Source organism: Serratia sp. JSRIV002, from assembly GCF_019968725.1.
GTDB classification, from domain to species: Bacteria; Pseudomonadota; Gammaproteobacteria; order Enterobacterales; family Enterobacteriaceae; genus Chania; species Chania fonticola_B.
Genome location: NZ_CP074143.1, coordinates 5,396,620 through 5,420,932 on the forward strand (window position 1 = coordinate 5,396,620; position 24,313 = coordinate 5,420,932).

25 protein-coding genes are annotated in these 24,313 nt (G+C 52.5%); 20 read left to right on the forward strand and 5 right to left on the reverse strand.

The window, feature by feature from the left end:
• Positions 1-7: 7 nt before the first annotated feature.
• From KGP26_RS25280 to KGP26_RS25375, 20 genes are all read left to right on the forward strand, one after another.
• Positions 8-1,351: an APC family permease gene (locus KGP26_RS25280; protein ID WP_021806982.1), complete on the forward strand. Its 1,344-nt coding sequence runs from the start codon at positions 8-10 to the stop codon at positions 1,349-1,351.
• 132 nt (positions 1,352-1,483) lie between these two features.
• Positions 1,484-2,428: a nucleoside hydrolase gene (locus tag KGP26_RS25285; RefSeq protein ID WP_223664725.1), complete on the forward strand. Its 945-nt coding sequence runs from the start codon at positions 1,484-1,486 to the stop codon at positions 2,426-2,428.
• 102 nt (positions 2,429-2,530) lie between these two features.
• The gene (locus KGP26_RS25290) at positions 2,531-3,259 is read left to right on the forward strand and encodes a MerR family transcriptional regulator (RefSeq protein WP_021806984.1); all 729 of its coding nucleotides are present in this window, start codon (positions 2,531-2,533) and stop codon (positions 3,257-3,259) included.
• A 97-nt stretch (positions 3,260-3,356) separates the two neighbouring features.
• On the forward strand, positions 3,357-3,767 hold the full coding sequence (gene uraH / locus KGP26_RS25295; protein WP_223665692.1) for a hydroxyisourate hydrolase: 411 nt from the start codon (positions 3,357-3,359) through the stop codon (positions 3,765-3,767).
• A gap of 168 nt (positions 3,768-3,935) precedes the next feature.
• Positions 3,936-4,370 (forward strand): nuclear transport factor 2 family protein, encoded by a 435-nt coding sequence (locus KGP26_RS25300; protein ID WP_166733495.1) that lies wholly within the window; start codon positions 3,936-3,938, stop codon positions 4,368-4,370.
• On the forward strand, positions 4,367-5,086 hold the full coding sequence (locus KGP26_RS25305) for an SDR family NAD(P)-dependent oxidoreductase (protein ID WP_179248543.1): 720 nt from the start codon (positions 4,367-4,369) through the stop codon (positions 5,084-5,086). The genes KGP26_RS25300 and KGP26_RS25305 overlap by 4 nt, the downstream gene beginning before the upstream one ends.
• A complete protein-coding gene (locus tag KGP26_RS25310) occupies positions 5,083-6,342 on the forward strand; it encodes an NAD(P)/FAD-dependent oxidoreductase (RefSeq protein ID WP_223664726.1) in 1,260 nt (419 codons plus the stop codon). Before KGP26_RS25305 ends, KGP26_RS25310 begins: the two co-directional genes overlap by 4 nt.
• 1 nt (position 6,343) lies before the next feature.
• Complete coding sequence (locus KGP26_RS25315) at positions 6,344-7,057, forward strand: DUF1365 domain-containing protein (protein ID WP_021806989.1); 714 nt, start codon at positions 6,344-6,346, stop codon at positions 7,055-7,057.
• Positions 7,058-7,062: 5 nt separating this feature from the next.
• Positions 7,063-8,283, forward strand: coding sequence for a cyclopropane-fatty-acyl-phospholipid synthase family protein (locus KGP26_RS25320; protein ID WP_094981514.1), 1,221 nt, complete (start codon positions 7,063-7,065; stop codon positions 8,281-8,283).
• A complete protein-coding gene (locus KGP26_RS25325) occupies positions 8,280-8,765 on the forward strand; it encodes a DUF2878 domain-containing protein (RefSeq protein ID WP_223664727.1) in 486 nt (161 codons plus the stop codon). Before KGP26_RS25320 ends, KGP26_RS25325 begins: the two co-directional genes overlap by 4 nt.
• Positions 8,762-9,289 (forward strand): YajG family lipoprotein, encoded by a 528-nt coding sequence (locus KGP26_RS25330; RefSeq protein ID WP_223664728.1) that lies wholly within the window; start codon positions 8,762-8,764, stop codon positions 9,287-9,289. The genes KGP26_RS25325 and KGP26_RS25330 overlap by 4 nt, the downstream gene beginning before the upstream one ends.
• Positions 9,286-9,816, forward strand: a complete 531-nt coding sequence (locus KGP26_RS25335; protein WP_059198995.1) for a DUF3833 domain-containing protein — start codon at positions 9,286-9,288, stop codon at positions 9,814-9,816. Before KGP26_RS25330 ends, KGP26_RS25335 begins: the two co-directional genes overlap by 4 nt.
• Before the next feature lie 12 nt (positions 9,817-9,828).
• Complete coding sequence (locus KGP26_RS25340) at positions 9,829-10,788, forward strand: DUF523 and DUF1722 domain-containing protein (protein ID WP_021806994.1); 960 nt, start codon at positions 9,829-9,831, stop codon at positions 10,786-10,788.
• A gap of 416 nt (positions 10,789-11,204) precedes the next feature.
• The gene (locus tag KGP26_RS25345; RefSeq protein WP_223664729.1) at positions 11,205-12,746 is read left to right on the forward strand and encodes a class I adenylate-forming enzyme family protein; all 1,542 of its coding nucleotides are present in this window, start codon (positions 11,205-11,207) and stop codon (positions 12,744-12,746) included.
• Positions 12,747-12,886: 140 nt separating this feature from the next.
• Complete coding sequence (locus tag KGP26_RS25350) at positions 12,887-14,242, forward strand: MFS transporter (RefSeq protein WP_179244374.1); 1,356 nt, start codon at positions 12,887-12,889, stop codon at positions 14,240-14,242.
• Positions 14,243-14,293: 51 nt separating this feature from the next.
• Complete coding sequence (locus KGP26_RS25355) at positions 14,294-15,871, forward strand: acyl CoA:acetate/3-ketoacid CoA transferase (RefSeq protein ID WP_223664730.1); 1,578 nt, start codon at positions 14,294-14,296, stop codon at positions 15,869-15,871.
• A 65-nt stretch (positions 15,872-15,936) separates the two neighbouring features.
• Positions 15,937-16,674, forward strand: coding sequence for a 3-oxoacyl-ACP reductase FabG (gene fabG, locus KGP26_RS25360; RefSeq protein ID WP_223664731.1), 738 nt, complete (start codon positions 15,937-15,939; stop codon positions 16,672-16,674).
• A 10-nt stretch (positions 16,675-16,684) separates the two neighbouring features.
• Positions 16,685-17,869, forward strand: coding sequence for a thiolase family protein (locus KGP26_RS25365; RefSeq protein ID WP_223664732.1), 1,185 nt, complete (start codon positions 16,685-16,687; stop codon positions 17,867-17,869).
• A gap of 219 nt (positions 17,870-18,088) precedes the next feature.
• A complete protein-coding gene (locus tag KGP26_RS25370) occupies positions 18,089-19,249 on the forward strand; it encodes a sugar diacid recognition domain-containing protein (RefSeq protein WP_172413920.1) in 1,161 nt (386 codons plus the stop codon).
• Positions 19,250-19,456: 207 nt separating this feature from the next.
• Positions 19,457-19,915 (forward strand): GNAT family N-acetyltransferase, encoded by a 459-nt coding sequence (locus tag KGP26_RS25375; protein ID WP_223664733.1) that lies wholly within the window; start codon positions 19,457-19,459, stop codon positions 19,913-19,915.
• A gap of 52 nt (positions 19,916-19,967) precedes the next feature.
• Here the strand turns inward: KGP26_RS25375 and gstA are convergent, their stop codons facing one another.
• From gstA to KGP26_RS25400, 5 genes are all read right to left on the reverse strand, one after another.
• Positions 19,968-20,579, reverse strand: coding sequence for a glutathione transferase GstA (gene gstA / locus KGP26_RS25380; RefSeq protein ID WP_021807003.1), 612 nt, complete (start codon positions 20,577-20,579; stop codon positions 19,968-19,970).
• 141 nt (positions 20,580-20,720) lie between these two features.
• Positions 20,721-21,656: a LysR family transcriptional regulator gene (locus KGP26_RS25385; RefSeq protein WP_223664734.1), complete on the reverse strand. Its 936-nt coding sequence runs from the start codon at positions 21,654-21,656 to the stop codon at positions 20,721-20,723.
• Between the two features lie 355 nt (positions 21,657-22,011).
• The gene (locus tag KGP26_RS25390; protein ID WP_179250594.1) at positions 22,012-22,665 is read right to left on the reverse strand and encodes a hypothetical protein; all 654 of its coding nucleotides are present in this window, start codon (positions 22,663-22,665) and stop codon (positions 22,012-22,014) included.
• Positions 22,665-23,381, reverse strand: a complete 717-nt coding sequence (locus KGP26_RS25395) for a hypothetical protein (protein WP_371824927.1) — start codon at positions 23,379-23,381, stop codon at positions 22,665-22,667. The genes KGP26_RS25390 and KGP26_RS25395 overlap by 1 nt, the downstream gene beginning before the upstream one ends.
• Entirely contained in the window at positions 23,378-24,028 is a 651-nt protein-coding gene (locus tag KGP26_RS25400; protein WP_179250595.1) for a hypothetical protein, read from the reverse strand. Before KGP26_RS25400 ends, KGP26_RS25395 begins: the two co-directional genes overlap by 4 nt.
• Positions 24,029-24,313 lie beyond the last annotated feature (285 nt).

Genomic DNA, 24,313 nt, shown 5'->3' on the forward strand with positions numbered 1-24,313 from the left:
TAGCGCCATGTCTGTAGAACAATTTGGTTATAAGCAGGAACTGCACCGTACCCTCACCCTGAAAGATCTGGTGATCTACGGCATGATCTTTATGGTGCCGATCGCGCCGTTTGGCGTGTTTGGCTACGTGTGGGAAGGCGCACAGGGCATGGTGGCGCTGGCCTATCTGATCGGCATGGTGGCGATGTTCTTCACCGCCATGAGCTACTGGTCAATGTCCCGTGCTTTCCCGGTTTCCGGCTCGGTCTATGCCTATGCCCAGCGCGGCATCCATGAAACCGTCGGCTTCTTTGCCGGTTGGCTGATCCTGCTCGATTACATCCTGGTGCCGTCGTTGCTGTATATCGTCAGCGCGGCGGCGCTCGGCCCGATCCTGCCAGAAGTACCCGCCTGGGTGTGGATCGTGACCTTTATCGTGATCAACAGTGCGATCAACCTGGTGGGGATCCAGTTCACCGCCAAGGCCAACCGCTACATCCTGGTGGCGGAGATCGTGATCCTGACCATCTTTGTGGTAATGGGCCTGACGGCACTGTATTCCGGCGAAGGTTCCGGTGGCCTGACGCTGAACCCGCTCTACAACGCCGAGAAATTTAGCCTGCCGCTGGTGATGGGTGCGGTATCTATCGCGGTGCTGTCATTCCTGGGCTTTGACGGTATTTCGACGCTGTCCGAAGAGAGTAAAGGCGGGGCCGATGCCGTGGGGAAAGCCTCGTTGTATGCACTGCTGTTGGTAGGGTCGCTGTTTATTCTGCAAACCTGGATTGCCGCCGATCTGGCTGCGGGCCAAAACTTCACTAACCTGGATACCGCGTTCTACGATACCGCCAATCTGGCGGGCGGTTCCTGGTTAAAGCAGGCGACCATCTGGGCGACGGCGCTCTCCTGGGGGATTGCTAATGCGTTAGTCGCGCAGGCCGCCATCTCCCGCATTCTGTTCGCCATGGGGCGAGACCGCCAATTGCCGAAGATCCTGGCCAAGGTACATCCACGCTTTAAAACCCCTTACGTCAGCACCCTGCTGGTCGCGGTGATCTCCCTCGGTTCCGGGCTGTACTTCAACGGCAGCATCGACAACCTGAGCCGGTTGGTCAACTTCGGGGCGCTGATGGGCTTTTTGATCTTGCACCTGTCGGTGATTAACCACTACATCATCCGCCAGAAGTCCAAGGCCTGGGTAAAACACCTGCTGTTCCCACTGATCGGCCTGTCGATCATCGCCTTTGTACTGTACGAGATGGATATCGAAGCCAAAATCCTCGGCCTTAGCTGGCTGGCGATCGGCATCGTGTATTACTTTGTGCTGCGCGTAGTGCTGAAGAGAGAGCCGGTGCTGAAGCTGGAAGACTAAGCCAGCAATCTGCCCCTTCCGGGGCAGATTTATTCAATCCTTTGATGACGTTAACAAAACGGCCCGCTGGTCATACCCCTCTGCCCACCTCTAGGTTATGCTCGAAAAAATTCCCCTGCATCAGGAAAAATCATGAAGAAAATCATACTGGACTGCGACCCGGGGCATGACGATGCGATCGCGATGCTGCTGGCATGGGGCAACCCAGATATTGAACTGCTGGCCGTCACCACCGTCGTCGGCAACCAGACGCTGGAGAAGGTCACGCGCAATGCGCTGGCCGTGGCGCGCATTGCCAACATCACCGGCGTGCCCTTTGCCGCTGGCTGCTCGCGGCCGCTGGTACGGCAAATTGAAGTCGCCCCCGACATCCACGGCGAATCGGGACTCGATGGCCCAGTTTTACCGGAACCCACTCTGCAATTGGCCGATATCCATGCCGTCGACCTGATCATTGATACCATCATGGCACACCCACCAGGCACCGTAACGCTGGTGCCCACCGCAGGCCTGACCAACATCGCCATGGCGGTGCGCAAGGAACCCCGTATTGCCACACGCGTGAAGGAAGTGGTGCTGATGGGGGGCGGTTACCACGTGGGTAACTGGAGCGCAGTGGCTGAATTCAATATCAAAATCGATCCGGAAGCCGCGCATATCGTGTTCAACGAACCCTGGCCGTTAACCATGGTTGGGTTGGATCTGACGCATCAGGCGCTGGCCACGCCAGAAGTTAGCGCGCGCATCGCCGCCATTGGCACCGGCCCTGCGAAATTTGTCGTCGAACTGCTCGAGTTCTTCGGCCATATGTATAAGCAGGCGCAGGGTTTCACTTCGCCACCGGTACACGATCCCTGCGCGGTCGCCTATGTGATCAACCCCAACGTGATGACGGTGCGTAAGGTGCCCATCGATATTGAGCTGACCGGTACCCTGACGCTGGGGATGACGGTCGCGGACTTCCGCTTCCCGGCCACAGCGGATTGCCATACTCAGGTGGCAGTGAAGCTTGATGAAACCGCCTTTTGGGATCTGATTGTGGATGCGTTGGAAAGAATTGGTGAGATTGAGGTTTGAGGCACGGTTGGGAGTAAAGTGTCGTGCAAACGCCCGACACTTCATTCAAGCCGGCATTATGCGTAGTATATTGAAAGTGTTCTTTGTTATCGGATGTCTCTCATGGCTTACTCTATCGGCGAATTTGCCCGGCTTTGCGGAATAAACGCAACCACATTGCGCGCCTGGCAGCGTCGTTACGGCCTGCTTAAACCGATGCGCACCGATGGTGGACATCGCCAGTACAGCGATGATGATGTCCAGCAGGCGCTCAAAATTCTCGACTGGGTAAAAAAAGGGGTAACCATCAGCCAGGTAAAACCCCTGCTCGCGCGCCCGGCAGAAGGTCCGACAAACAACTGGCTTACTCTGCAAGAAAAAATGCTGCAGTTGCTCAAAGAGGGAAAAATTGAATCGCTGCGCCAGCAGATTTACGTTTCTGGCCGCGAATATCCTCGCCCGGAGTTGGTCACGGAATTGCTGCGCCCGCTGCGCGGTAAATTCTCTGCCAATATTCCGGCGATGATGACCCTGCGCGAGATCCTGGATGGCATTATCATTTCCTATACCTCATTTTGCCTCGAAAGGGACAAAAAAGCGGCAGGGGATAACTATCTGATCACCGGCTGGTACCTGTCAGACCCGTGTGAAATCTGGCTGGAAGCCCTCAAGCGTACTGGTCAAGGACAGCACATTGATGTCCTTCCCGTTCCGCCTGCCAGTCTGGCTCCAGAGCTATTTCCTGAACGAAAATGGCTGCTGGTCATGACAGGTAAACTCACCCCCACCCGCAAACAACAGATTGAACTGTGGCAACAACAGGTGATGTCTCTTGAGGTCATTACTCTTTGACGTTGTGCTTGCGTTAATTATCACAAAAGGTTGAATATTTATTTTTCACCAGGATGCTACCTTTTTCCTGTTTGTTTAACCCCTACAGGAAATCATGATGAAAAAAGCTACCGGTCTTATTCTGCTAACCTCTCTGGCAACGGCTCCTGCCGCATTCAGTGCCCCTGCTGGCACGCTGAGCGTCCATATTCTGAACCAGCAGACAGGGATCCCCTCGCCGAATGTCACCGTCACGCTTGAAAAAGAGCAGCAAAACAGCTGGGTCACGCTGGCTAGCGGTAAAACGGACGAAGACGGGCGTATCAAATCTCTATATCCACAGGACCAGGATATGCTGCCGGGAATTTACAAAGTGACCTTCAAAACCGGTGACTATTTCCACCAACAGCAGCAAACGTCGTTCTTCCCGGAGATCCCGGTGATGTTCACCGTCACCAAGACCAATGAAAAACTGCACATCCCCCTGCTGTTAAGCCAGTATGGATACTCTACCTACAGAGGAAGTTGAAGATAAAGCCAGCTCATGTTGCACAGTTAACAGCATGAGCTGGCAAACTTAATACGTTGAAGCGAATGAGAAAATAATTATCACCTCGCCAAAGTTGGACAAACTACAATAATTGTGTAAGTTTTAACTATGCAATAACGCTAGGTTGTTCACTCTCAGGTGAGACTCATGAGCTCTATGCCATCCATCATCAACCGGTTTGTTGATTACTACAGCAAGCTGGATAACCAGCCGCCATCTGCGTTGGCGGAGATCTATCATGCTGATGCCAGTCTGAGCGACCCGTTTGGTGAGCATCAGGGTCTTTTGGCGATCCAGCGTTACTTCACTCATCTATTGGCCAACGTAAAGCATTGCCGCTTTACCATCGACTCCCCCCTCTGCGAAGGCCATCGTTTTGCCGTAACTTGGGCAATGCATTGGTCTCACCCACGGATTTCAAGGGGAGAAACACTAGTCCTCGCAGGATGCTCAATTGTTGATGTGCAGGACAACCTGATTATTCGCCAGCGCGATTACTACGATGCCGGGGAGATGATCTACGAACATCTTCCCCTTCTTGGCTGGGCGGTGCGAAGTGTAAAAAGGAGAATCCGCTCATGATGACCGTCCTCATCACCGGCGCAAGCTCCGGCATTGGTGCCGGGCTCGCGAAGTCCTGGGCCGATGACGGCTGCCAAGTCATTGCCTGCGGGCGAGACAGGGCCAGGCTGGAAGCACTGCAACAGTACAGCCCGAATATCACGTTACGCGTGTTCGATATGACGGACAGGGAGGCCTGCCGTCTGGCGCTTGCAGATTGCACTGCCGACCTGACCGTTCTTTGTGCGGGAACCTGCGAATACCTGGATCAGGGTGTGGTGGATGCCGCTCTGGTGGAACGTGTGATGAGTACCAACTTCCAGGGGCCAGTGAACTGTCTGGCCGCACTTCAGACCCAGCTCCTTCCAGGAAGTCGCGTAGCGCTGGTCAGCTCGATGGCGCACTGGCTGCCGTTCCCACGAGCAGAGGCGTATGGCGCGTCAAAAGCCGCCCTCACCTGGTTTGCCAATAGTCTGCGCCTTGACTGGGAGCCCAAAGGTATTGCCGTCACGGTTGTCTCACCGGGCTTTGTAGACACGCCGCTTACCCGTAAAAATGATTTTGCCATGCCCGGCCAGGTGAGCGTCGACGATGCCGTGAAGGCGATCCGTCGCGGGCTGGCGAAAGGGAAAAAACACATCGCCTTTCCCACCGGATTCAGCCTGGTCATGAAGCTGCTTTCAGGGCTCCCCAATTTTCTTCAGCGCAGGCTGTTGCGCAGGATGGTTCGCTCATGAACATCGCCATTATCGGCAGCGGTATTGCAGGACTCACCTGTGCCTGGCGGCTGGCCGGGCATCATCAGGTCACGCTTTTCGAAGCGGAACCCACTGTGGGTGGTCATACCGCCACGGTGGATGTCAGCACGCCGCAGGGGACGTATGCCATCGATACCGGGTTTATCGTCTACAATGACCGTACCTATCCGCGCTTTATGGGCCTGCTCAGCGAGCTGGGCATCAGCGGGCAAAAAACGCAGATGAGCTTCTCCGTGCATAATTCGCAAAGCGGGCTTGAGTATAACGGCCACACCCTCACCTCGCTGTTTGCACAGCGTCGTAACCTGGTTAATCCGGCGTTCTGGGGGCTGCTGCGAGATATTGTTCGCTTCAACCGCCTGGCAAAAGAGGCGTTGGCAGGCGACGTTAACGAAAACGCCACGCTGGAGACTTTTCTCGAACAGCACGGCTTCAGCGCGTTTTTCGCGCGTCATTATATCCTGCCGATGGGGGCCGCCATCTGGTCCTCGTCACTGCAGGAGATGCGCCGCTTCCCGCTTCCGCTGTTTTTGCGCTTCTTTGAGCATCACGGCCTGCTGGACGTTACCCACCGTCCGCAGTGGTATGTGGTGCCCGGCGGTTCTCGCGAGTACGTCCGCGCCATTTTGGCCCAGTTGGGGGACCGCCTGACCCTGCACCTCAACGCTCCGGTGCAGCAGGTCATCCGCCACAACGGCGGCGTTGAAATCCAGCTTGCGCAGTCGAATCACTCGTTCGACCAGGTGATCTTCGCCTGCCATTCCTCACAGGCGCTGGCGATGCTTGCTCATCCTACTCCTGCAGAAAGCGAGGTTCTGGGCGATATTGGCTGGCAGCATAACGAGGTGGTTTTGCACAGCGATCCACGCTGGCTACCGGTGCGCGAGCGTGCCTGGGCAAGCTGGAACTATCGCCTGAGCGAACGGGACCAGGCCAGCGCCTGCGTCACCTACAACATGAATATCTTACAAGGATTACCTGAGGGTAGCCCCTTGTTCTGCGTCACCCTGAACCCGGAAACGCCGGTAGACGATCGCTACGTCTGGAAACGCTTTGTCTACGAGCACCCGATGTTTAACCCGCAAAGCTGGCGCGCCCAGTCGCGCCGCGGCGAGATTAACGGCCACCAACGGAGCTGGTTCTGCGGAGCTTACTGGTACAACGGTTTTCACGAGGATGGGGTACGCAGCGCGTTGGACGTGGTGAAAGGGATCGCTGCAGGGGAGGACCTGTAAGATGAACAGCTGCCTTTACCAGGGTGTGTTACGCCATCGTCGCTTCCAGCCGAAATCACACCATTTTCGCTATAACGTGTTTATGGCCTGGATCGATCTGGACGAGCTGGATGCGCTGCCGTCGGCGGGTATCCGCCGTAATCGATTTGCCGCGGCCGCCTTCCATGATGCGGATTACCCACTCGGCACACCGCTAAAAGAGAACGCCCTCGACCGGCTGCAAACCCTGACCGGGGAACGTCCCGATGGCCGCGTCATGCTCCTGACCCAGCTTCGTTATTTCGGCTTCCATTTTAATCCGATCAATCTCTACTACTGCTATGACAGTACGGGCATGCTGCGCTGGGTTCTGGCCGAAGTGCGCAACACCCCGTGGAACGAGCGCCATTACTATGCGGTGGATGGCCAGGCGGCTCGCCCGCAGCCGAAAGCCTTCCATGTCTCCCCGTTTAATCCGATGGATATGGTCTATCACTGGCGCTTCAACGCCCCCGGTAAAACGCTGCATATGCATATCGAAAATCATCAGGAGTCGAAGGTGTTCGACGCCACGCTCGCGCTTCGCCGTGAGCACCTAACGCGCGCGACCCTGAGATCGATATTGCTGCGCATACCGATGATGACCCTGAAAACCGTCCTGGCAATTTACTGGCAAGCGTTACGGCTGTGGCTTAAACGCGTGCCGTTGTACAACCATCCCGTCAGAAGGAGTTAGCGCTCATGACCGATCCTGCCTTTGCGCTTGAATCCGATATCCCTCGTAACGCCCGTATCGCGCGCTGGCTACTCTTTCGTTTGCTGAGCGGTATCCGCGAGGGCTCGCTCACCGTGCGTGAAGGACAGCAGACCCTCCATTTTGGCGATGAGTCCTCTGCGCTGCGTGCTGAAGTGCAGATCCTCGCGCCGGGTGTTTACTGGCGTCTGCTCACCGGCGGCAGCCTCGCCGCGGCCGAATCCTGGATGGAGGGTGAGTGGGAGACGCATCAGTTAACCCCGCTTTTGCAGATCCTGGCCCTCAACGGCAAGGTACTGGGAAGGCTGGAAAGTGGCTTTCGCCTGCTGGGCAATCCTATGGAGCGGCTTCGCCACTGGACGCGGCGTAACTACCGCAAACAGGCGCGGGAAAACATCTCCGCCCATTACGATCTGGGTAACGAATTCTATGCGCACTTTCTCGATGAAGATCTGCTCTACTCCAGCGCGCTGTTCACCGCCGACGACCAGGCTCTCTCTCAAGCCCAGCAGGCAAAAATGGCGCGCCTGTGCGAACAACTGGCGTTGACCGCAAGCGATCACCTGCTGGAAATCGGCACCGGCTGGGGGGCAATGGCGGAATACGCCGCCCGTCACTACGGCTGCCGCGTCACTACCACGACGCTGTCGCGGGAGCAGTACATCTGGGCTACAGAGCGTATTGCCCGCGCGGGATTACAGGACAGAGTTCAGGTTCTGCTGTGCGACTACCGCGACCTGACCGGGCAATTCGACAAACTGGTATCGGTTGAGATGATTGAAGCCGTGGGTAAACGCTACCTGCCGGATTTCTTCCGAACCTGTCAGGCGCGCCTGCGCCCGGGCGGCAAAATGGCGATTCAGGCTATCACCATTCAGGATCAGCGCTACCGCGACTACAGCAAAAGCGTCGATTTTATCCAGCGTTACATCTTCCCCGGCGGGTTCCTACCGAGCATCACGGCAATGAGTGAACTGATGACGCGTCACACCGATTTTGTCGTCCGTAATCTGTTCGATATGGGGCCAGACTACGCCCACACGCTGGCGCACTGGCGGCAGCGTTTTCTGCACGCCTGGCAGGACATTGAAAAGCTCGGTTTCGATGAAAGGTTTCGCCGTATGTGGCTCTACTACTTTGGCTACTGCGAAGCCGGTTTTAACGCACGCACCATCAGCGTGGTGCAACTGACCGCAGAGCGCGTATGAACCGCTCTGTGCAGGTCGTGCTGATGGCTCTCGCGTTCGATCTCTACTGGACGCTGGTAGTGTTGTTTCGCGAACGCGGCCTGTTCCTGTGGCTCGCCCTGGCGATCCTGGCCTGTCTGATGCTGTCGCCTGCACACCGTGTTTACGCCCTGCTGCTGGCCGCAGCGGGCAGCGGTCTGGATGCCCTCTGGGTGCTGACGGGGCTGATCGGCTTTAACAGTGACGCGCTGCTGCCCCTGTGGATGATGGCGCTGTGGCTGATGTTCGCTACCGTCTGGACCCACTTGACCCTCACGACCACGCTGCCGGGGTGGATGCTGGCTTTGCTGGCAACCGCTGGCGGTCCCGTAGCGTATGTGATTGGCGAACGTCTGGGCGCCATGACTTTCCGGGAGCCGACCTTTATCGTCGTCAGTTGGATGGCTCTGGGTTGGCTGGTTCTGATGCTGTTGTTCCATATTCTGACGGGGAGACGACAATGAGAACCTCTTTACTGATGCTGCTGTGGTTGGCGGCTATCACGCCCGTCGCCCATGCCGCCGACTGGTTAAGCTGGCGCAAAGTGGGTGATGCCAGCCTGACATGGGGGCCGTTTACCGTTTATACCTCCCAACTGAGCACGCCGGACGGTCGGTATCACGGGCCGGAACAGGATCAGGCGCTGATTATTACCTACAAACGCGACATCGATCGTGACCAGTTGGTCGAAGCCACCCGTGACCAGTGGCAGGCTCAGGGGATCATGGAGCGAGAACCACAGAGCGAAGCCTGGCTGCGCATGCTGCAGTCACTCTGGCCGGACGTCACGCCCGGCTCACAGCTTACCTTTGTTGTTAAGGGTAAGCAGGGGCAGTTCTGGTATCGCGCCTCAGGGGCAGAAAAAAGCTTTACCCCGCTCGGCCCCAGCCAGTCTGCCGCCTTCAGTACAAACTTTCTGGCCATCTGGCTCGATCCACGCACGCAATATCCCGAACTGCGTCAGCAGTTGCTCGGAGGTGAAAAATGAAACGCATTCTGACACTTGGCCTGGCGCTGATGATGCTTCTGGTGGGTTGTAGCACAGACATCAGCGACTACCGGCATCAACAACCGCCGCTCGATATCTTCCACTACTTCCAGGGGAAAACCGAGGCATGGGGTATGGTACAGGACCGCAGCGGAAAACAGCTGCGCCGCTTCCACGTGGAAATCAGTGGCAACGTCATCGGCGACACGCTGACGCTAAATGAACACTTTGTCTATGACGATGGCGAGAAACAGCAACGGGTGTGGCATATCCGGCGCGTCGGCACCAATCGCTACGAAGGCACCGCAGGCGATATTGAAGGTGTGGCCAGCGGCGTGGCAGAAGGCAACGCCTTTAACTGGCGTTACAGCATGAACGTGAAAGCCAATGGCAGTACCTGGCTACTTCACTTTGATGACTGGATGTATCTGCAAGATGACACGCATCTTTTTAATAAAACAGAGATGAAGAAGTTCGGCATCACCGTCGGCCAGGTAACGCTTTTCTTCACCCGAAAAGAACAGTAAGAGGATCGCGATATGAATAAGCAACCCGTCATTGGGATCAGCGGATGTTTAACCGGCGCGACCGTTCGGTTTGACGGCGGACATAAACGCATGGGCTTTGTCATGGACGGGCTGGCGCAGTGGGTGACCTTCAAACCCGTCTGCCCGGAGATGGCCATCGGACTGCCCTCTCCTCGTCCGGCACTACGCCTGGTTCAGACCGCCGAAGGGGATTTCCGGATGCACTTCAGCCAAGCGCCGCACGACGATGTGACGGAGAAAATGACCGCATTCACGGATTCCTATCTCTCACGTCTTGACGAACTGTCGGGCTTTATCGTCTGCGCCAAATCGCCGAGCTGCGGTATGGAACGCGTACGGTTGTACGATGAAAAGGGCAATCGCGGGCGTAAAGAGGGCGTAGGCATCTTTACCAGAGCGCTGTTGGAGAAATACCCGTGGTTACCGGTGGAAGAAGATGGCCGCCTGCACGACCCGGTGCTGCGGGAAAACTTTGTCGAGCGCATCTTCGCCCTGCACGAGTTGAACACCCTGAAGGCCAACGGCCTCACCCGCCATGCGCTGCTGGACTTCCACAGCCGGTATAAATTGCAGTTGCTGGCGCACCACCAAGCGGGCTACCGCGAAATTGGCCCCTTTGTCGCTTCGTTGCATGAGTGGGAAGACCTGGATGCATTCTTCGTGGCTTATCGCGAAAAACTGATGACGATCTTGAAAAAACCCGCCTCGCGCAAGAACCACACCAACGTGCTGATGCACATTCAGGGGTACTTTCGTAACCAGCTGAACTCACGTCAGCGCGGCGAGCTGAATGACGTGATCCTCCATTATCGCGAGGGGCTGCTGCCAATACTCGCGCCTTTGACGCTGCTGAAGCATTACCTGGGCGAATACCCAGACAGCTACCTGCTGACGCAAAAATACTTTGACCCCTATCCGCATAATTTGGCTTTGCGGCTAATGGTTAATTAAGTGCGTATGATTCGTGGCCGAACTGCTCGATTTTTTCGGCCATAGGTTTTTCGTTGGCTCAGGGGAGGCTCTTTTCCGCCAGTGTAGGATCCTTGTGCGTTTACCTATGTGATCCATCCCAACGTGATGGCGGTGCGTAAGGTGCCGATGGGGATTGGCCCGAACGTCATCTTTTTATGCATCTGCATAAAAGCAAAACCCCTTACTCACCTTTTTCACCATAATTTTTATCATTTTCGATAACATTTGCTAACCAACTCGTCATAACATCGATTTTTTTGTCCTCCCAGGGTTGGCATTTTATACAAAGCGTCAGCCCTGTTTGCCGAAGAAAGATGTGAAATTTTGCGCATTCTTGCACCGTTGCCTTTCCCTATACTCACCACCATCAGTAAATGTCGGTGAAGGGGCAACCTATGCAGCAGGCAAAAATCACACACCTCTATCAGAGTTTACAGCGGAGCGTTAACCGCCGGGCTGAGCATACCGCCCTGTTCTTTGAAGGCCATAAATACAGTTATAATCAGTTAAATCATAACGTTAATTTATCTTCCGCCTGCCTGAAAGAAAGTTTTAACCTCGTCAAAGGCGATGTGATCGTCTTGGCCTTGGGTAACCGGCCTGAATTCTGCTCGCTGTTTTATGCAGCAATGGCGCTGGGGATTATCGTGGTGCCGTTAAGCACCAAGTTAAAATCGCAAGACAGCCATATCATCCTGTCCAGTGTTAATGCCAAGGCGGTTTTTTACGATCCCAACAGCCAGCCGTGGATGGCGACGCTGGAACCCGTGAAGCAAAGCCATGTGGTGTCGCTTGCCGATTGGCAACTGATGCTCAGTAATGCAGATGACCAAAATGTGATCCAACCCGTAGAGCCTGCCGCCATCGTAGCGGATGACATTGCCGCAATTATTTATACTTCCGGCACCACTGGCTCACCGAAAGGAGCAGCGCTCACTCACGGTAACTTTATTGCGGCTATCACGGCTTACCAACAGGCTCTCAAGTTAACCGAGCAAGACAGCGCCATCTTGCCGATCCCTATCTGCCATATTACCGGCCTGTCAGCTTTACTCTGCCTGTTTATTCACCTTGGCGGTACGTTGCATTTGCAGCAAAGATTCAATGCAGAAGAGATTTTGAAAACCGTCAGCAGCCATAACATTACCTTCCTGCATGGTTCGCCAACGGTGTTTATCCTACTGTTGCAAGAAGCGGAAAAGTATCCACAGGTGGGCAACTACGCCAGCTTGCGGATGATCGCTTGCGGTGCCGGGCATTTGAACGTGGGCATTATCGAAAGGCTCGCGCAGTTGTTCCCAGCCACGGAAATCAGGCCGATCTATGGGCTGACAGAAACCTCTTCACCGGCCAGCATTTTCCCGGTCGATGTACGCAGCAGCGATAAGATAGGCAGTTCTGGCTTACCCATTCCCGGCCTAAGCTGCCAAATTCGCGACGATAATCACCAGGTGCTTGCTGCCGGTGAGATTGGTCATCTATGGCTGAAAGGGCCAGTGGTGATGAGCCAGTACTGGAAGAACCCGGCGGCCAATCAGCAGTTCTTCCACGACGGCTGGTTCTACACCGGCGATATCGCCTGCCTCGATCAGGATAACTACCTGTATATCAAAGATCGCAGCAAGGACATGATCAACCGCGGTGGTGAAAAAATATACTGCATTGAAGTGGAAAACCTGATCTCGAATTACCCTGGCGTCAAGGAAATTGCCATAGTTCCCAGCAGCAGCGAAATCTACGGAGAAGAAGCCGTCGCTTTTATTGTGGCACACCGGAATAAACCCTTGGTGAGCGATAATATTACTCATTGGCTCTCCAATAAAATTGCCAAATTTAAAATACCCTCAAAGATCGTCTTTACAGCAGAATTACCGAAAAATGCCAATGGCAAAATAGACAAATTAGCTTTACGACAAAAATTGACACCACCAATATAAAAACAAGCGTTATCCAATAAACGCGCCAACGTCAGGAAACCTAAAGCGCAATCATTAAAATAATAGAGCACCTGTACCTCTAACAATACAGAACAGCTCTGCCCTGTTTAATCGCCTCATCATGAGGAGGAGTCCTTATTATGTCAAATCGACCGTTAGATATTGCATCGAAAAGCCAGGCGGCAATAACGAATGCAAAAATATATAAACACCTGATGCCGTTACTGATCATTGTTTATATCATCAGCTTCATTGACAGAACCAATATCGGCATTGCCCGAGCCTCGATGTCCATCGATCTTGGGCTTTCCGCTACCGCCTATGGGTTGGGAGCAGGTCTGTTCTTTCTGACTTATTCCACCATGGAGATCCCCAGCAATCTGATCATGGCGCGGGTCGGGGCCCGCTTCTGGATCACCCGCATCATGTTCACCTGGGGGGTGATTTCCGCCGGTATGGCCTTCGTCACCGGTCCCACCTCTTTCTATGTCATGCGCCTGTTACTAGGGGCGGCAGAAGCCGGATTGTACCCCGGTATCATCCTGTACCTTACCTACTGGTTTGGCCGTGAAGATCGCGCCAGAGCCGTCGGCATGTTCCTGCTCGGTGTCTGTATCGCCAATATTGTCGGGGCGCCATTGGGCGGCGCATTGCTGATGCTGGATGGCCTGGGTGGACTGCACGGCTGGCAATGGATGTTTATCATAGAAGGGCTCCCGGCGGTGCTGCTGGCGTTTTATGTGTATGCCGTACTGCCCAATAAACCCCGTGATGCCAAATGGCTGACCCAAACCGACATTGAGTATATTGAAAACAAGCTGGCCGCGGAGCAACCGGTTGGGGTGGATAAGAACCAGAAGTTTTCCTTTAAAACAGCGTTTACCAATAAAACCTTCATGCTGATCGTGGCGATTTATTTCACCCATCAGATTTCGGTCTACAGCCTGACCTATTTCCTGCCAAGCATTATTAACAGCTACGGCAAAATGAGCACCTTGATGCTCGGCCTGTTAACTGCCATTCCGTGGATCGCGGCAGCCTTGGGTGGCTTCTTCCTGCCCAAATATGCCAATACCGCCTCTCGTTCACGCATCATGCTGGTGTCCGGCTTTATGTCGATGGCCGTCGGTTTCCTGATTGGCGTGCTGGGTGGCCCAGTATTAGGGCTGATCGGCTTCTGTATCGGTGCCTCGATGTTCTTCGTCGTGCAATCCATCATCTTTACCTACCCGGCCACGCTGATGAGCGGCCCTATGCTCGCTGGTGGGCTGGGATTACTGGCTTGCCTTGGCATCACCGGCGGGTTCTTCGGGCCATATGTGTTCGGTCTCCTGGAGGATAGAACGGGGTCACCTAGTGCAGGCCTGTGGTTTGCCATCGTGCTGCAGACCCTTGCCATCATCGGGGCTGCGAGGGTGAAACAACCCGCAGGCAGTAAAGATAAACCGGCCAATCAATGCCCCCCGGCAGCAATGAATAGCGTGATTGAGAAATAAAGCCTAAACGCGGTGCCATGGTGCACCGCCGCACAGACGTAAGGTAGCAATATGAGAAATAAAGTCATTTCGGCTCAGCAGGCCGCAGAGTTAGTGAATAACGGCTCGACCCTGTGCACCATCGGCATGACATTGATCGGGGCCGCGGAGTCGATCTTGAAGGCCCTGGAAAATCGCTTTCTTGCAACAGGGGCACCGCACGGGCTGACCTATATTCACTCTGCGGGGCAGTCGAATCGTGAGCGCGGCAATCAGCATTTTACTCCCCCAGGGATGGTAAAACGCATTATTGGTTCGCACTGGGGGCTGGCACCCAAGTGGATGGAAAAGATTGCCGCCAACGAGGTTGAAGCCTTCTGTTTACCGCAGGGGCAGATTGTCCATCTGTATACAGCCATGGCGGCAGGTCAGGCCGGGTATCTGTCCAAAGTGGGGCTGGGTACCTTTATCGATCCCCGCCTGGAAGGCGGCAAAATGAATGCGTTGACCCGCGCCCTGCCAGATTTGGTGGAAGTGGTCAGCCTGCGCGAGGAGGAATATCTGTTCTATCCGGCACTCCCGCTGGATACGGTGATCATTCGTGGCACTACGGCGGATACCGCTGGCAACCTCACCTGTGAGGAAGAGGCCATGAAGCTGGAGATCCTGCAGGCGGTACTGGCGGCGAAACGCTTTGGTGGCAAGGTGATAGCCCAGGTGAAAAATCTGGCGGAAAAAGGGAGTCTGCACCCAAAACAGATCGTGGTGCCGGGGAATTTTATTGATGCCATTGTGGTATGTGAAGACCCCGAGCAAGACCACCGTCAGACCTCCTCCTGGTTCTATGACCCGGCCTATTGCGGCAACCTGGTGACTCCTGCCAGCGAAGTGGAAACGCTGCCGCTGAACATCCGCAAGGTGATTGGCCGCCGCGCTTGCCAATTCCTATCCCCGGACTGTGTGATCAATCTGGGCACCGGTATTCCCAACGATGTTATTGGCACCATCATCCATGAAGAGGGGGTGAGCGAAGCGGTCACCATCACCGTTGAATCAGGTATCTACGGCGGCGTACAGGCCGGTGGCGTTGATTTTGGCATCGGTAAAAACCTGACCGCCATGATTAACCATCAGGAACAGATGCTGTATTACAACGGGGCCGGTGTGGATATTACTTATATGGGTGCAGGCGAGATGGACGCCAACGGGCATATCAACGCCACCCGCATGGGGGACCGCTGTACCGGGGCGGGAGGGTTTATCGATATAACCCAAAATGCACACCACGTGGTGTTTTGCTCCACCTTTACCGCCAAGGGGTTGGAGGTGGCATTCCAGCAAGGGCAATTAACCATCCTGCAGGAAGGCTCGGTTAAAAAACTGGTACGGTCGATTAACCAGATTTCCTATAACGGCGAAATAGCCCGCCAGAAAAAACAAAAAATGCATTTGGTGACTGAACGAGCAGTATTTGAACTGACGGCGCAGGGCCCGATGCTGATAGAAATCGCCCCCGGCGTCGATCTTGAGCGGGACATCCTGCAACAAATGGAATTTATGCCACTTATTTCCCCCTCATTAAAACAAATGGACGCGGCACTATTTTGTGACGCCCCTTTTGGCCTGAAGGAAATGCTGGCCAGGCAGTAAAAACATATTTGTTATCTCTGCGCTAATTCAGCGTGGTCAGGAATTAAAATAATAAGGAGTACCCTATGTGTTTAACGAATAAAGTAGCTATCGTCACCGGGGCCAGCCGTGGTCTTGGGCGAGGCATTGCCCAGGTATTGGCTGAGAAAGGGGCCGCGATAGTCATTTGTGATGTCGACCAGGAAGGTGGCAATAAAACTGCCGCCGAATTGCTGAACGCGGGCCGTAAAGCCATTTTCATCGCCTGTAATATTGCCAACCGCGAAGAGGTTAACCAGTTATTTATTGCGGCTGAGCAGCAGCTGGGGCCGATAGATATTCTGGTCAATAACGCCGGGATTAACCGTGATGCCATGTTGCACAAGCTAACGGAAGAGAATTGGGATCTGGTGATGGATATCAACCTGAAAGGAACCTTCCACTGCATGCAAGAAGCCGCCGTGCGGATGCGCGAGCGTGCCAGCGGGCGGATCATCAATATCTCGTCGGCCAGTTGGTTAGGCAATGTTGGGCAAGCCAACTATGCCGCTTCAAAAGCCGGGGTGATCGGCCTGACCAAAACGGCCTGCCGGGAGCTGGCAAAAAAAGGGGTTACCGTTAACGCCATCTGCCCAGGATTTATCGAAACCGATATGACTCGTGGGGTGCCGGAAAAAGTCTGGGACATCATGATCGGCAAAATTCCCGCAGGTTTCGCTGGCGATCCGGTTGATGTCGGCCATTGCGTCGCCTTCCTGGCTTCCGACGAGGCACGCTATATCAATGGCGAAGTGATCAACGTCGGCGGCGGCATGGTGCTGTAAGGAGAATAGAATGAAAAATGCAAATGACATTGTCGTCGTCAGCGGCGTACGCACGGCGATCGGTACCATGGGCGGTAGCTTTAAAGATACGCACCAGCATGATTTGGGCGCAGCGGTGATCCGTGAGGCCGTGGCCCGTGCCGGGCTGCAACCCGCACAAATTGATGAAGTGGTGGTAGGTAACGTAGGGCAAATCGCGGAGAGTGGTTTTATCGCCCGTATTTGTCAGCTGCGCGCGGGGTTACCGAACGAAACAACGTCCTATTCGGTAAACCGCCAGTGCGGTTCGGGTCTGCAAGCGATTGTCGATTGCATGCTGGAACTGCAAACCGGTAACGCCCAGATCACCGTCGCCTGTGGGACAGAGAATATGACCCAACTGCCCCACTATATTCGCAAGGCTCGTTATGGTTATCGTCTTGGGCACGGAGAATTGGAAGATGGCATTGTCTCTATCTTGACCTGGCCGGAAGGACCTTATCACAACGGTATGACCGCCGAGTTCGTCGCGGAACGTTTTAACATCAGCCGTGAGGCGATGGACGAGTTTGCCTGGTGCAGTCAGCAAAAAGCCTTGGCAGCCATCAAAGAGGGGCATTTTACCTCGCAAATCCTGCCGCTGGAGGTTCGTGAAGGCAAGAACAGCCGTCTGTTTGCCATCGATGAACACCCAAGGGATACGCCGAAAGAAAAGTATGCGCAGTTGAAGCCGGCGTTTAAAAAAGACGGCACGGTCACAGCAGCAACGTCATCAGGTATCAATGATGGAGCAGCCGCACTGGTTGTCACTACCCGTGCCAACGCGGAAAAACTGGGGCTACCCATCCGGATGGTGATCCGAGGCTGGGCAGTGGCAGGTTGTGAGGCAGAAATCATGGGCTTTGGCCCGGCACCGGCAACTCGTAAACTGATGCAAAAGTTGAATATGTCGGTGCACGATATCGACCTTATCGAGCTTAATGAGGCCTTTGCCGCCCAATCATTGGCGGTGATTAACGATCTGGAGTTGGATCCGGCGAAAGTGAACGTCAACGGGGGAGCCATTGCGCTGGGGCATCCTGTTGGGGCCAGCGGTGCCATCATCGCTGTAAAACTGATGTATGAGATGGAGCGCCGTGGCGTCAATAGCGGTTTAGCCACCATGTGTATCGGTGGAGGGCAAGGGATCTCAATGCTGTTTGAGCGGGAAAGGTAGTCTCTTAAGTTAGCGCAATAGATATTTCCGGCCCTCTGACAAAGAGAGGGTCGGATGGCAAACATCGGCTTACGCATTGAGTTACCTGAATTGTATTAAGTTTACTACGTAGATCGGTTGATGGGTCAATAAGCTTACCGTGAAATTGGCAAGAAACATTCGATATTATATTTATCCCCCCTCACTACAATAGAGGTTTTATATCATAAAGGTATGAGTATGCTGATCACCTTAGAGCTGGCTAATACCATTGTGAAACGAGCGATGAGTATTATCCATTATAACGTTAATGTTATTGACCATCAGGGCGTAATTATCGCTTCGGGCGAACCACATAGGATCGGTGAACGTCATGAAGTGGCATTTGAGGTGATAAAGAGCCGCCAGCGGATGACGATAGAAAATGCTCAGCAGGCGGCCAGGTACCGAAATGTGCAACCCGGTATCAATCATCCAATTATCGTGGATGATCAGGTGGTTATGGTGATAGGTATCAGTGGCAATCCTGCCGCGATTGCGCGTTATGCCGAGCTGGCGATTCTGGCGGCGGAGCTGTTGATCAAACAGTCTTTAGCTATCCGGGAAATGAACTGGCAATACCGCATCAGAGATCTGTTGCTAAAACAGTATCTTGAAGTGGGCGATACTGACAAAGGTAAGGAAATACTTCACCAGTTGGTACAGCAAGAGATCGACCTGTCACAACCCCTGTTGCCGGTATTGATCAATATTGAAACCGGCGGGCATTTATTGGGACAAACCATCGATCACATCCTCAATAAACTCTCACATATTTTAAAATCCCAACGGGTAATATTGCTCAGCAATGATGAGATCCTGTTAATTATTACCGCGATCGAACAGACCGAAGCCACGGTTAAAGCTATGAACGCCTTTATGGAAACTCAGCTGAGCCATTACACTATTGGCATTGGGGTAGAGTCTGGCTCTGCCGGGATTTTCCGCCAATCGGTATTTATGATCAAAGAGATGATAGAACATGCTCGGGAGTCGTTACCACAACCGCGGGTCATTAACGGCCAGCAATTTGCCTTCAGCGGGTTGTTGAATGAAGCCAGCAGCAGCTCATTTACCCTTTATTTCAAACAGAGAATCGATAAATTACTGATGCTGAGCACGGGTCAAATGCTGCTCAACACGTTAAGTACCTATATCGCACACAATGCCGAACTGGCAAACGCTGCGCGGGAACTTGGGGTACATCGCAACACGCTCACCTACCGGCTTAACCAGATAAAAGAAGCGACGTCGTTGGATCCCTTTAATTTCAAGGAACTTAGCCAACTGATGATTGCACTTTACTATCATCAGGGGACCCCGCTGTCTAATGCGACGGCTGTCACCAACGATCCCCAATGATGTGTCTGGAGAGGTTGCTACGATCCAGACTCACCCTCTTTGTCAGAAAACGTCATGATTCATCCAGCTAATCGCATAGTAAAATTCAGTATATTCATTAAGTTATGGAGTGATATTATGACTGAATGACTAGCTGTTATCACCATTCTGGCCGTCATCAGCCCAGGGCCGTCATTTCATGGTTAACAAAAAAAGTAAGGGTTAAAGATGGAAATAAGCTGGCAGGCATTGAAAGGCAACGTCCTCAGTGCGCAGCAGTTGCATGATATTCTGGCGCTGCGCATGGCGGTGTTTGTCGTCGAGCAGACGTGCCCGTTTCAGGATATTGATGGACAGGATTTGCTTAATAGCACCCTTCACGTTGCCGGATACAGCGACGGTAAGCTTGTCGCCTACGCGAGAGTGCTGCACGTGGATGATTCTCCGGATGCGGCCAAAATCACGCGAGTGATTGTTGATGATTCCGTCAGGGGTCAGAAGCTGGGGGTCAGGCTGATGGAAAAAACGATGTTCTTAATCCACGGCGATGAACCAGGCAAAGCGATAAAGCTCTCGGCACAATCTCACCTCGTCAAATTCTATGAAGGATTCGGTTTCAAAACGGTATCCGGCGAATACCTTGATGATGGCATACCCCATAAGGATATGGAGTATACGGAGGCGTAATCCAGGTAGAAGGGACAGAAGTCCAGACCACTCAACTTCTGTTCCCCCGCAGTTAAACTGGCTGCGTTGCCTCTTCTGCAGCAATCGCGGCCTGGACATGGGAGCGAGATCCAATCCGTTCCATGAACGACATCAGTACTGGCCAGTCTTTGATCTCGATATTGAAAAACGGCAACCATTTCAGAACGGTGAACAGATACACATCTGCTAGACCAAAGGTCCCAATCAGGTAGTTCTGTTTCGATAGGATCTGACCCAGATAGTTAAATCGTTTAAATAGCTTTTGTTTGAAAATGGCCTTAGTGGTCTCTGGAATATCATCGTTGAACAAAGGTGCACAACCGCTATGGATCTCAGATGAAATAAAGTTCAGCCATTCCTGTAGACGAACCCGTTCCCAACTACCATTGCTCGGTGCCAGCGTGTTGTCAGGGACAAGATCGACCAAGTACTGCACGATGGCAGGCCCTTCGGTCAGCACATTGCCATTATCCAACTCTAAAGCTGCCACGTACCCTTTAGGGTTGATGTCTAAAAAGCTGCGCCCATCAGCAGTTTGCTTAGTCTTGTTGTTAACCCGAATCAACTCAAAATCGAGGCCCAATTCACGCAATACAATATGTGGGGACAATGAGCAAGTCATTGGGGCAAAGTACAGTTTCATGTAATCTCCTTTCTAACTGGGTAACGACTACTACTCCCCGAACGTGTCGCTTTTCCAGGTTCGTAGAGCTTGTGAAGGCATATTGGCAACCCGCTACCCTTTGGTAAAATTACAATTCTGTACCTCCATCATTAGCTATTCTTATGTCGGCACAAGCGGCTTTGTTTCGGCGCCGCGTATCGTCATAGGGATATTCAAACCCAGGGTCGACTTCCTGATTTCATTTAGCAAGGTTTGTGCAGAAGGCGAGTTTTGACCGGTCTGCGAGCAGACCAAACCAAATTCGCGGTAGATTGGCTTACTGAGTTCAAATACCCGCATACCTTGGCGATCTAAGGGCAAAGTCGAGGCAGGAACGATCGAGATGCCCATACCTTCGCCGATCAACGCGAACGCAGTAGTCCAGTCACGCACCGTGATCTTTATATCCTTCAGTGCCAATCCTTCTCGTTCTACCAGCGACTGCCCGTTAAGATAACAGCCACCAGTAGCGAGAATGAAAGGTTCCTCAACCAACTCCCTAAGCGAGACGGTACTGAGCGAGGATCTTCTGGCTAGCTTATGAGTCACTGGAACTACGGCTACCCAAGTGTCCCGCCCTAGCGACAGCGCCTGACGCTTTTCATCAGGGTTCATCACCACGCCCAGATCGATGCTGTCGCTGGCTAGCCACTGCTCTACCTCCTCGTCGGTTCCTTCCAGGGAAACGATTTCAACACTGGGATGCATGCGGCTGAAAGTCTGAAGTAAATCTGGCAGAAAGGACGCGAACACGGAGGGGAAACTAGCCAACTTAATTCGGCCCAAATGGCACCCGCGAGAGATATCTACCAGGTTCTGTATCGACTCAAATTCACTCAGCATCCGCCGCGCCCGCTCGATAATCTGCTCTCCTATCGCCGTCACGGTAGTCTCACGTCGATCTCGGACAAATACCTTAACTCCGAGGCTCTCCTCCATTTGGGTCAGAGCCTGGCTGGCACCCGATTGGGTAATGCCATAACGCTCCGCTGCGCGGGACACATTTTTCGAGTCAGCGACCGCAACCAACAGGCGCCAATGCATCAGATTCATCATTTCAGTAGCTCCTCTTATGCTTGGGTAAGCGATATTTAATTATGCGCGGCGCTCTCCCTCCACATGCTCTATCTCTTCTACACAAATCCCCGGCATTTTGCCCGGGGATTTTTTTAATCCTTTCCCTTGTCTTTTGATACCACGGGTTGGGTGGGTGTTGCCACTAGGCATAATCTCCTGCAACGGCTCTGGTTCCGATAGTCTGCTCAGTACCTGGAGCGGACGTTTCTCAAGTATCGGTGCGTTAGACTATGTGGAATAGGTCAGGTGTTCCCTGCAGAAAAAATTAAGTCGCTTTTTAAAGGAGGTGGTTCAGTAGGGCCTCTAGATGACTATTTCAATTGGCTATGCGCGCTTATAGAGTAATGAAGAAAAAGTTGTCGCAATCTGAATTGGTAGTAAAAGTACAGTCAGAATCGTCAGGCCTGAGTTTGAGTACACTGGCATCATCAGGGTTTAACCCTTGATTATCGATATGAGGACACCAGTAGCCATCGGTACAAAGCAGCAACATCTCTCCGTCTTGCCAGTTAAAATTTACTTGGTCTGGCAGGGTAAATCGACGGGCTTTTAGAGCTCGGGTGAGGAAACTAGCGTAGCTATCATCTAACTCAGGAAAAGTGTTAACAATAATATGGGGCTCGTTAACCCAGTTAATGTCGTTGTGATTACTTATGCCTAATCGGCAATCGCCGACATAAACGACCTCTCCGCTACGATCCTTTAAGTCAATATCAATCAGAGTATAACTGGCACTCTCGGTAAGATAGTCAGGGATCAGCGTCCTGTGAATGTCTTTCAAAAGCGACACAACTGATTCATGTTCTTGCTTTATGTAGCTCGTTAATAATGTTCTTGCCCAATATTCAGCCAAGCGACTGGGTGCATTACCTTTTTCGGATGCATCAACAATAACCGCAGAAAAATGGTCATTATTCGCTCTGATGGCCACATAGTCATTATTATTCTTACGTGATGAGCCTTTTTGACTTTCCCATGATATATCCATTAGCATGAAGTCCGTTTAACTATCTCTTCAATGCGCTCAAAAATAATGTTCTCACGCTCGGGACTGTTGTTGCTTTGACTGCTTACTGCATATTCAAAATTACTGTCTTTCAGCAGATGGCCAAGTTGCTTTGAGATAAATGCCTTAACTGCACCTGATGAATTACTTAGCTCACTAATTAACTCCTCACGCCCATCGATTAAGTTTATGATGTCCTCAATGTCGCGGCTTGTTAATGCATCTCCCATACCTCTACCAAGCCAGGCTTCAAGTTTAGTGGCAACAAAGTAGTCCGGAGAAACAAGCTTTATAGTGATGTTTTCATTAAGTTGATAATCAAATGAATTCTCCATAGCTTCTTTATACCATCTGTTGCTGAACCCCAGAATAGATTCATCATCTGGCATAATATCTACACGTAGTTCATTCAGTTGCATTGCGCAAATGGGAATGTCGTCATCGTTATTTGGGGCGACAATTTTGAACCCCCTCTTGTTTAATTCTTCCTGAAGGGCATGATAATTTGCATAACTAATTACATGAACAATTAAGTCCACATCATCTGTATGCCGGACTTGTTCTACAGTAACCTCATCCGTGAGTAAAAGTGCAGTTGTACATCCTCCGACAAAAGTGACCTGCTTCACCAAATCAGGCCCTAATGCACGAGCCACTTCGACCAGCATTCGGTGTTGTTGTTTAGCTTCCAAGATCATATCTCCGTAAACATCTTTTCCAGCATATTTGCGGCTAAACCCGCTTCACGCTGATTTCCGAGCCTGATGGCATCCACTAGGGCAAGCATTGCGTATAAATCACCATCCTGCCGGACAGCATAAGGAACGGTGTGAAATAAAGGCATTACTTTCAATCCTTTACTTTTTGCTCTTTCATCAGGCCAGACGGCGATTAACTCACCCGAACTGAACAATTTTTCATTTAACACAGGAGCAGAAAAAGAAGTGGCTATCCCACGCGTCAATTCTCCCATCCTGACGGGGAAGACATACTTTATCCCGTAGATGACAAATTCGAGCAGTGATCTCTTATTTGTTCTCGGCACACCATATTTACGGTCTTTCTTGGCCAGGCCAATATCCGTGCATCTCTTAATAGAATCTGCTATTTGAGTTTTACTTATACCCGTAGTTTTTTCTAGGCCACGAACGGTATAAAGACTCTCTCTGTAAGCCTCAATCCCACTAAATTCGATGATTCCTTTCTGCTTCAACTCTTCTTCTTCCGTGATGTCCCAGTCCTGCCATAGCCTACGTGGCCTTAAGTTTTCGGCACCGTTTAGATGCTTTTCCTTGCGTTCTAGCGATACTAGCTTCAGTAACAACACAATATCTTGACCTTTCATAACACCCCTCCCCTTCCGTCCCTTGTCCCGGGACTAAGGACGATAATGTTTTTTCTAAAAAAATAAAGCAAGAAAAATTTTCGATTGAGTCGCATCAGGGAGAATGAAGGGAGGTTTGTTACTCACATCGTTCACCCGCAGACCAGCTGAGGTCAATGAAGCGTTGTTGAAAATCAGTCTGTTTAAAGGTCTACTGCCATGTGTCTTCAGATAAAGAGGGCGTCAGCACTAGTTCTGTGATGGCGTCTCAGGATAATTGAAGGGAAAGCTCCCGTGGTCGGTAGC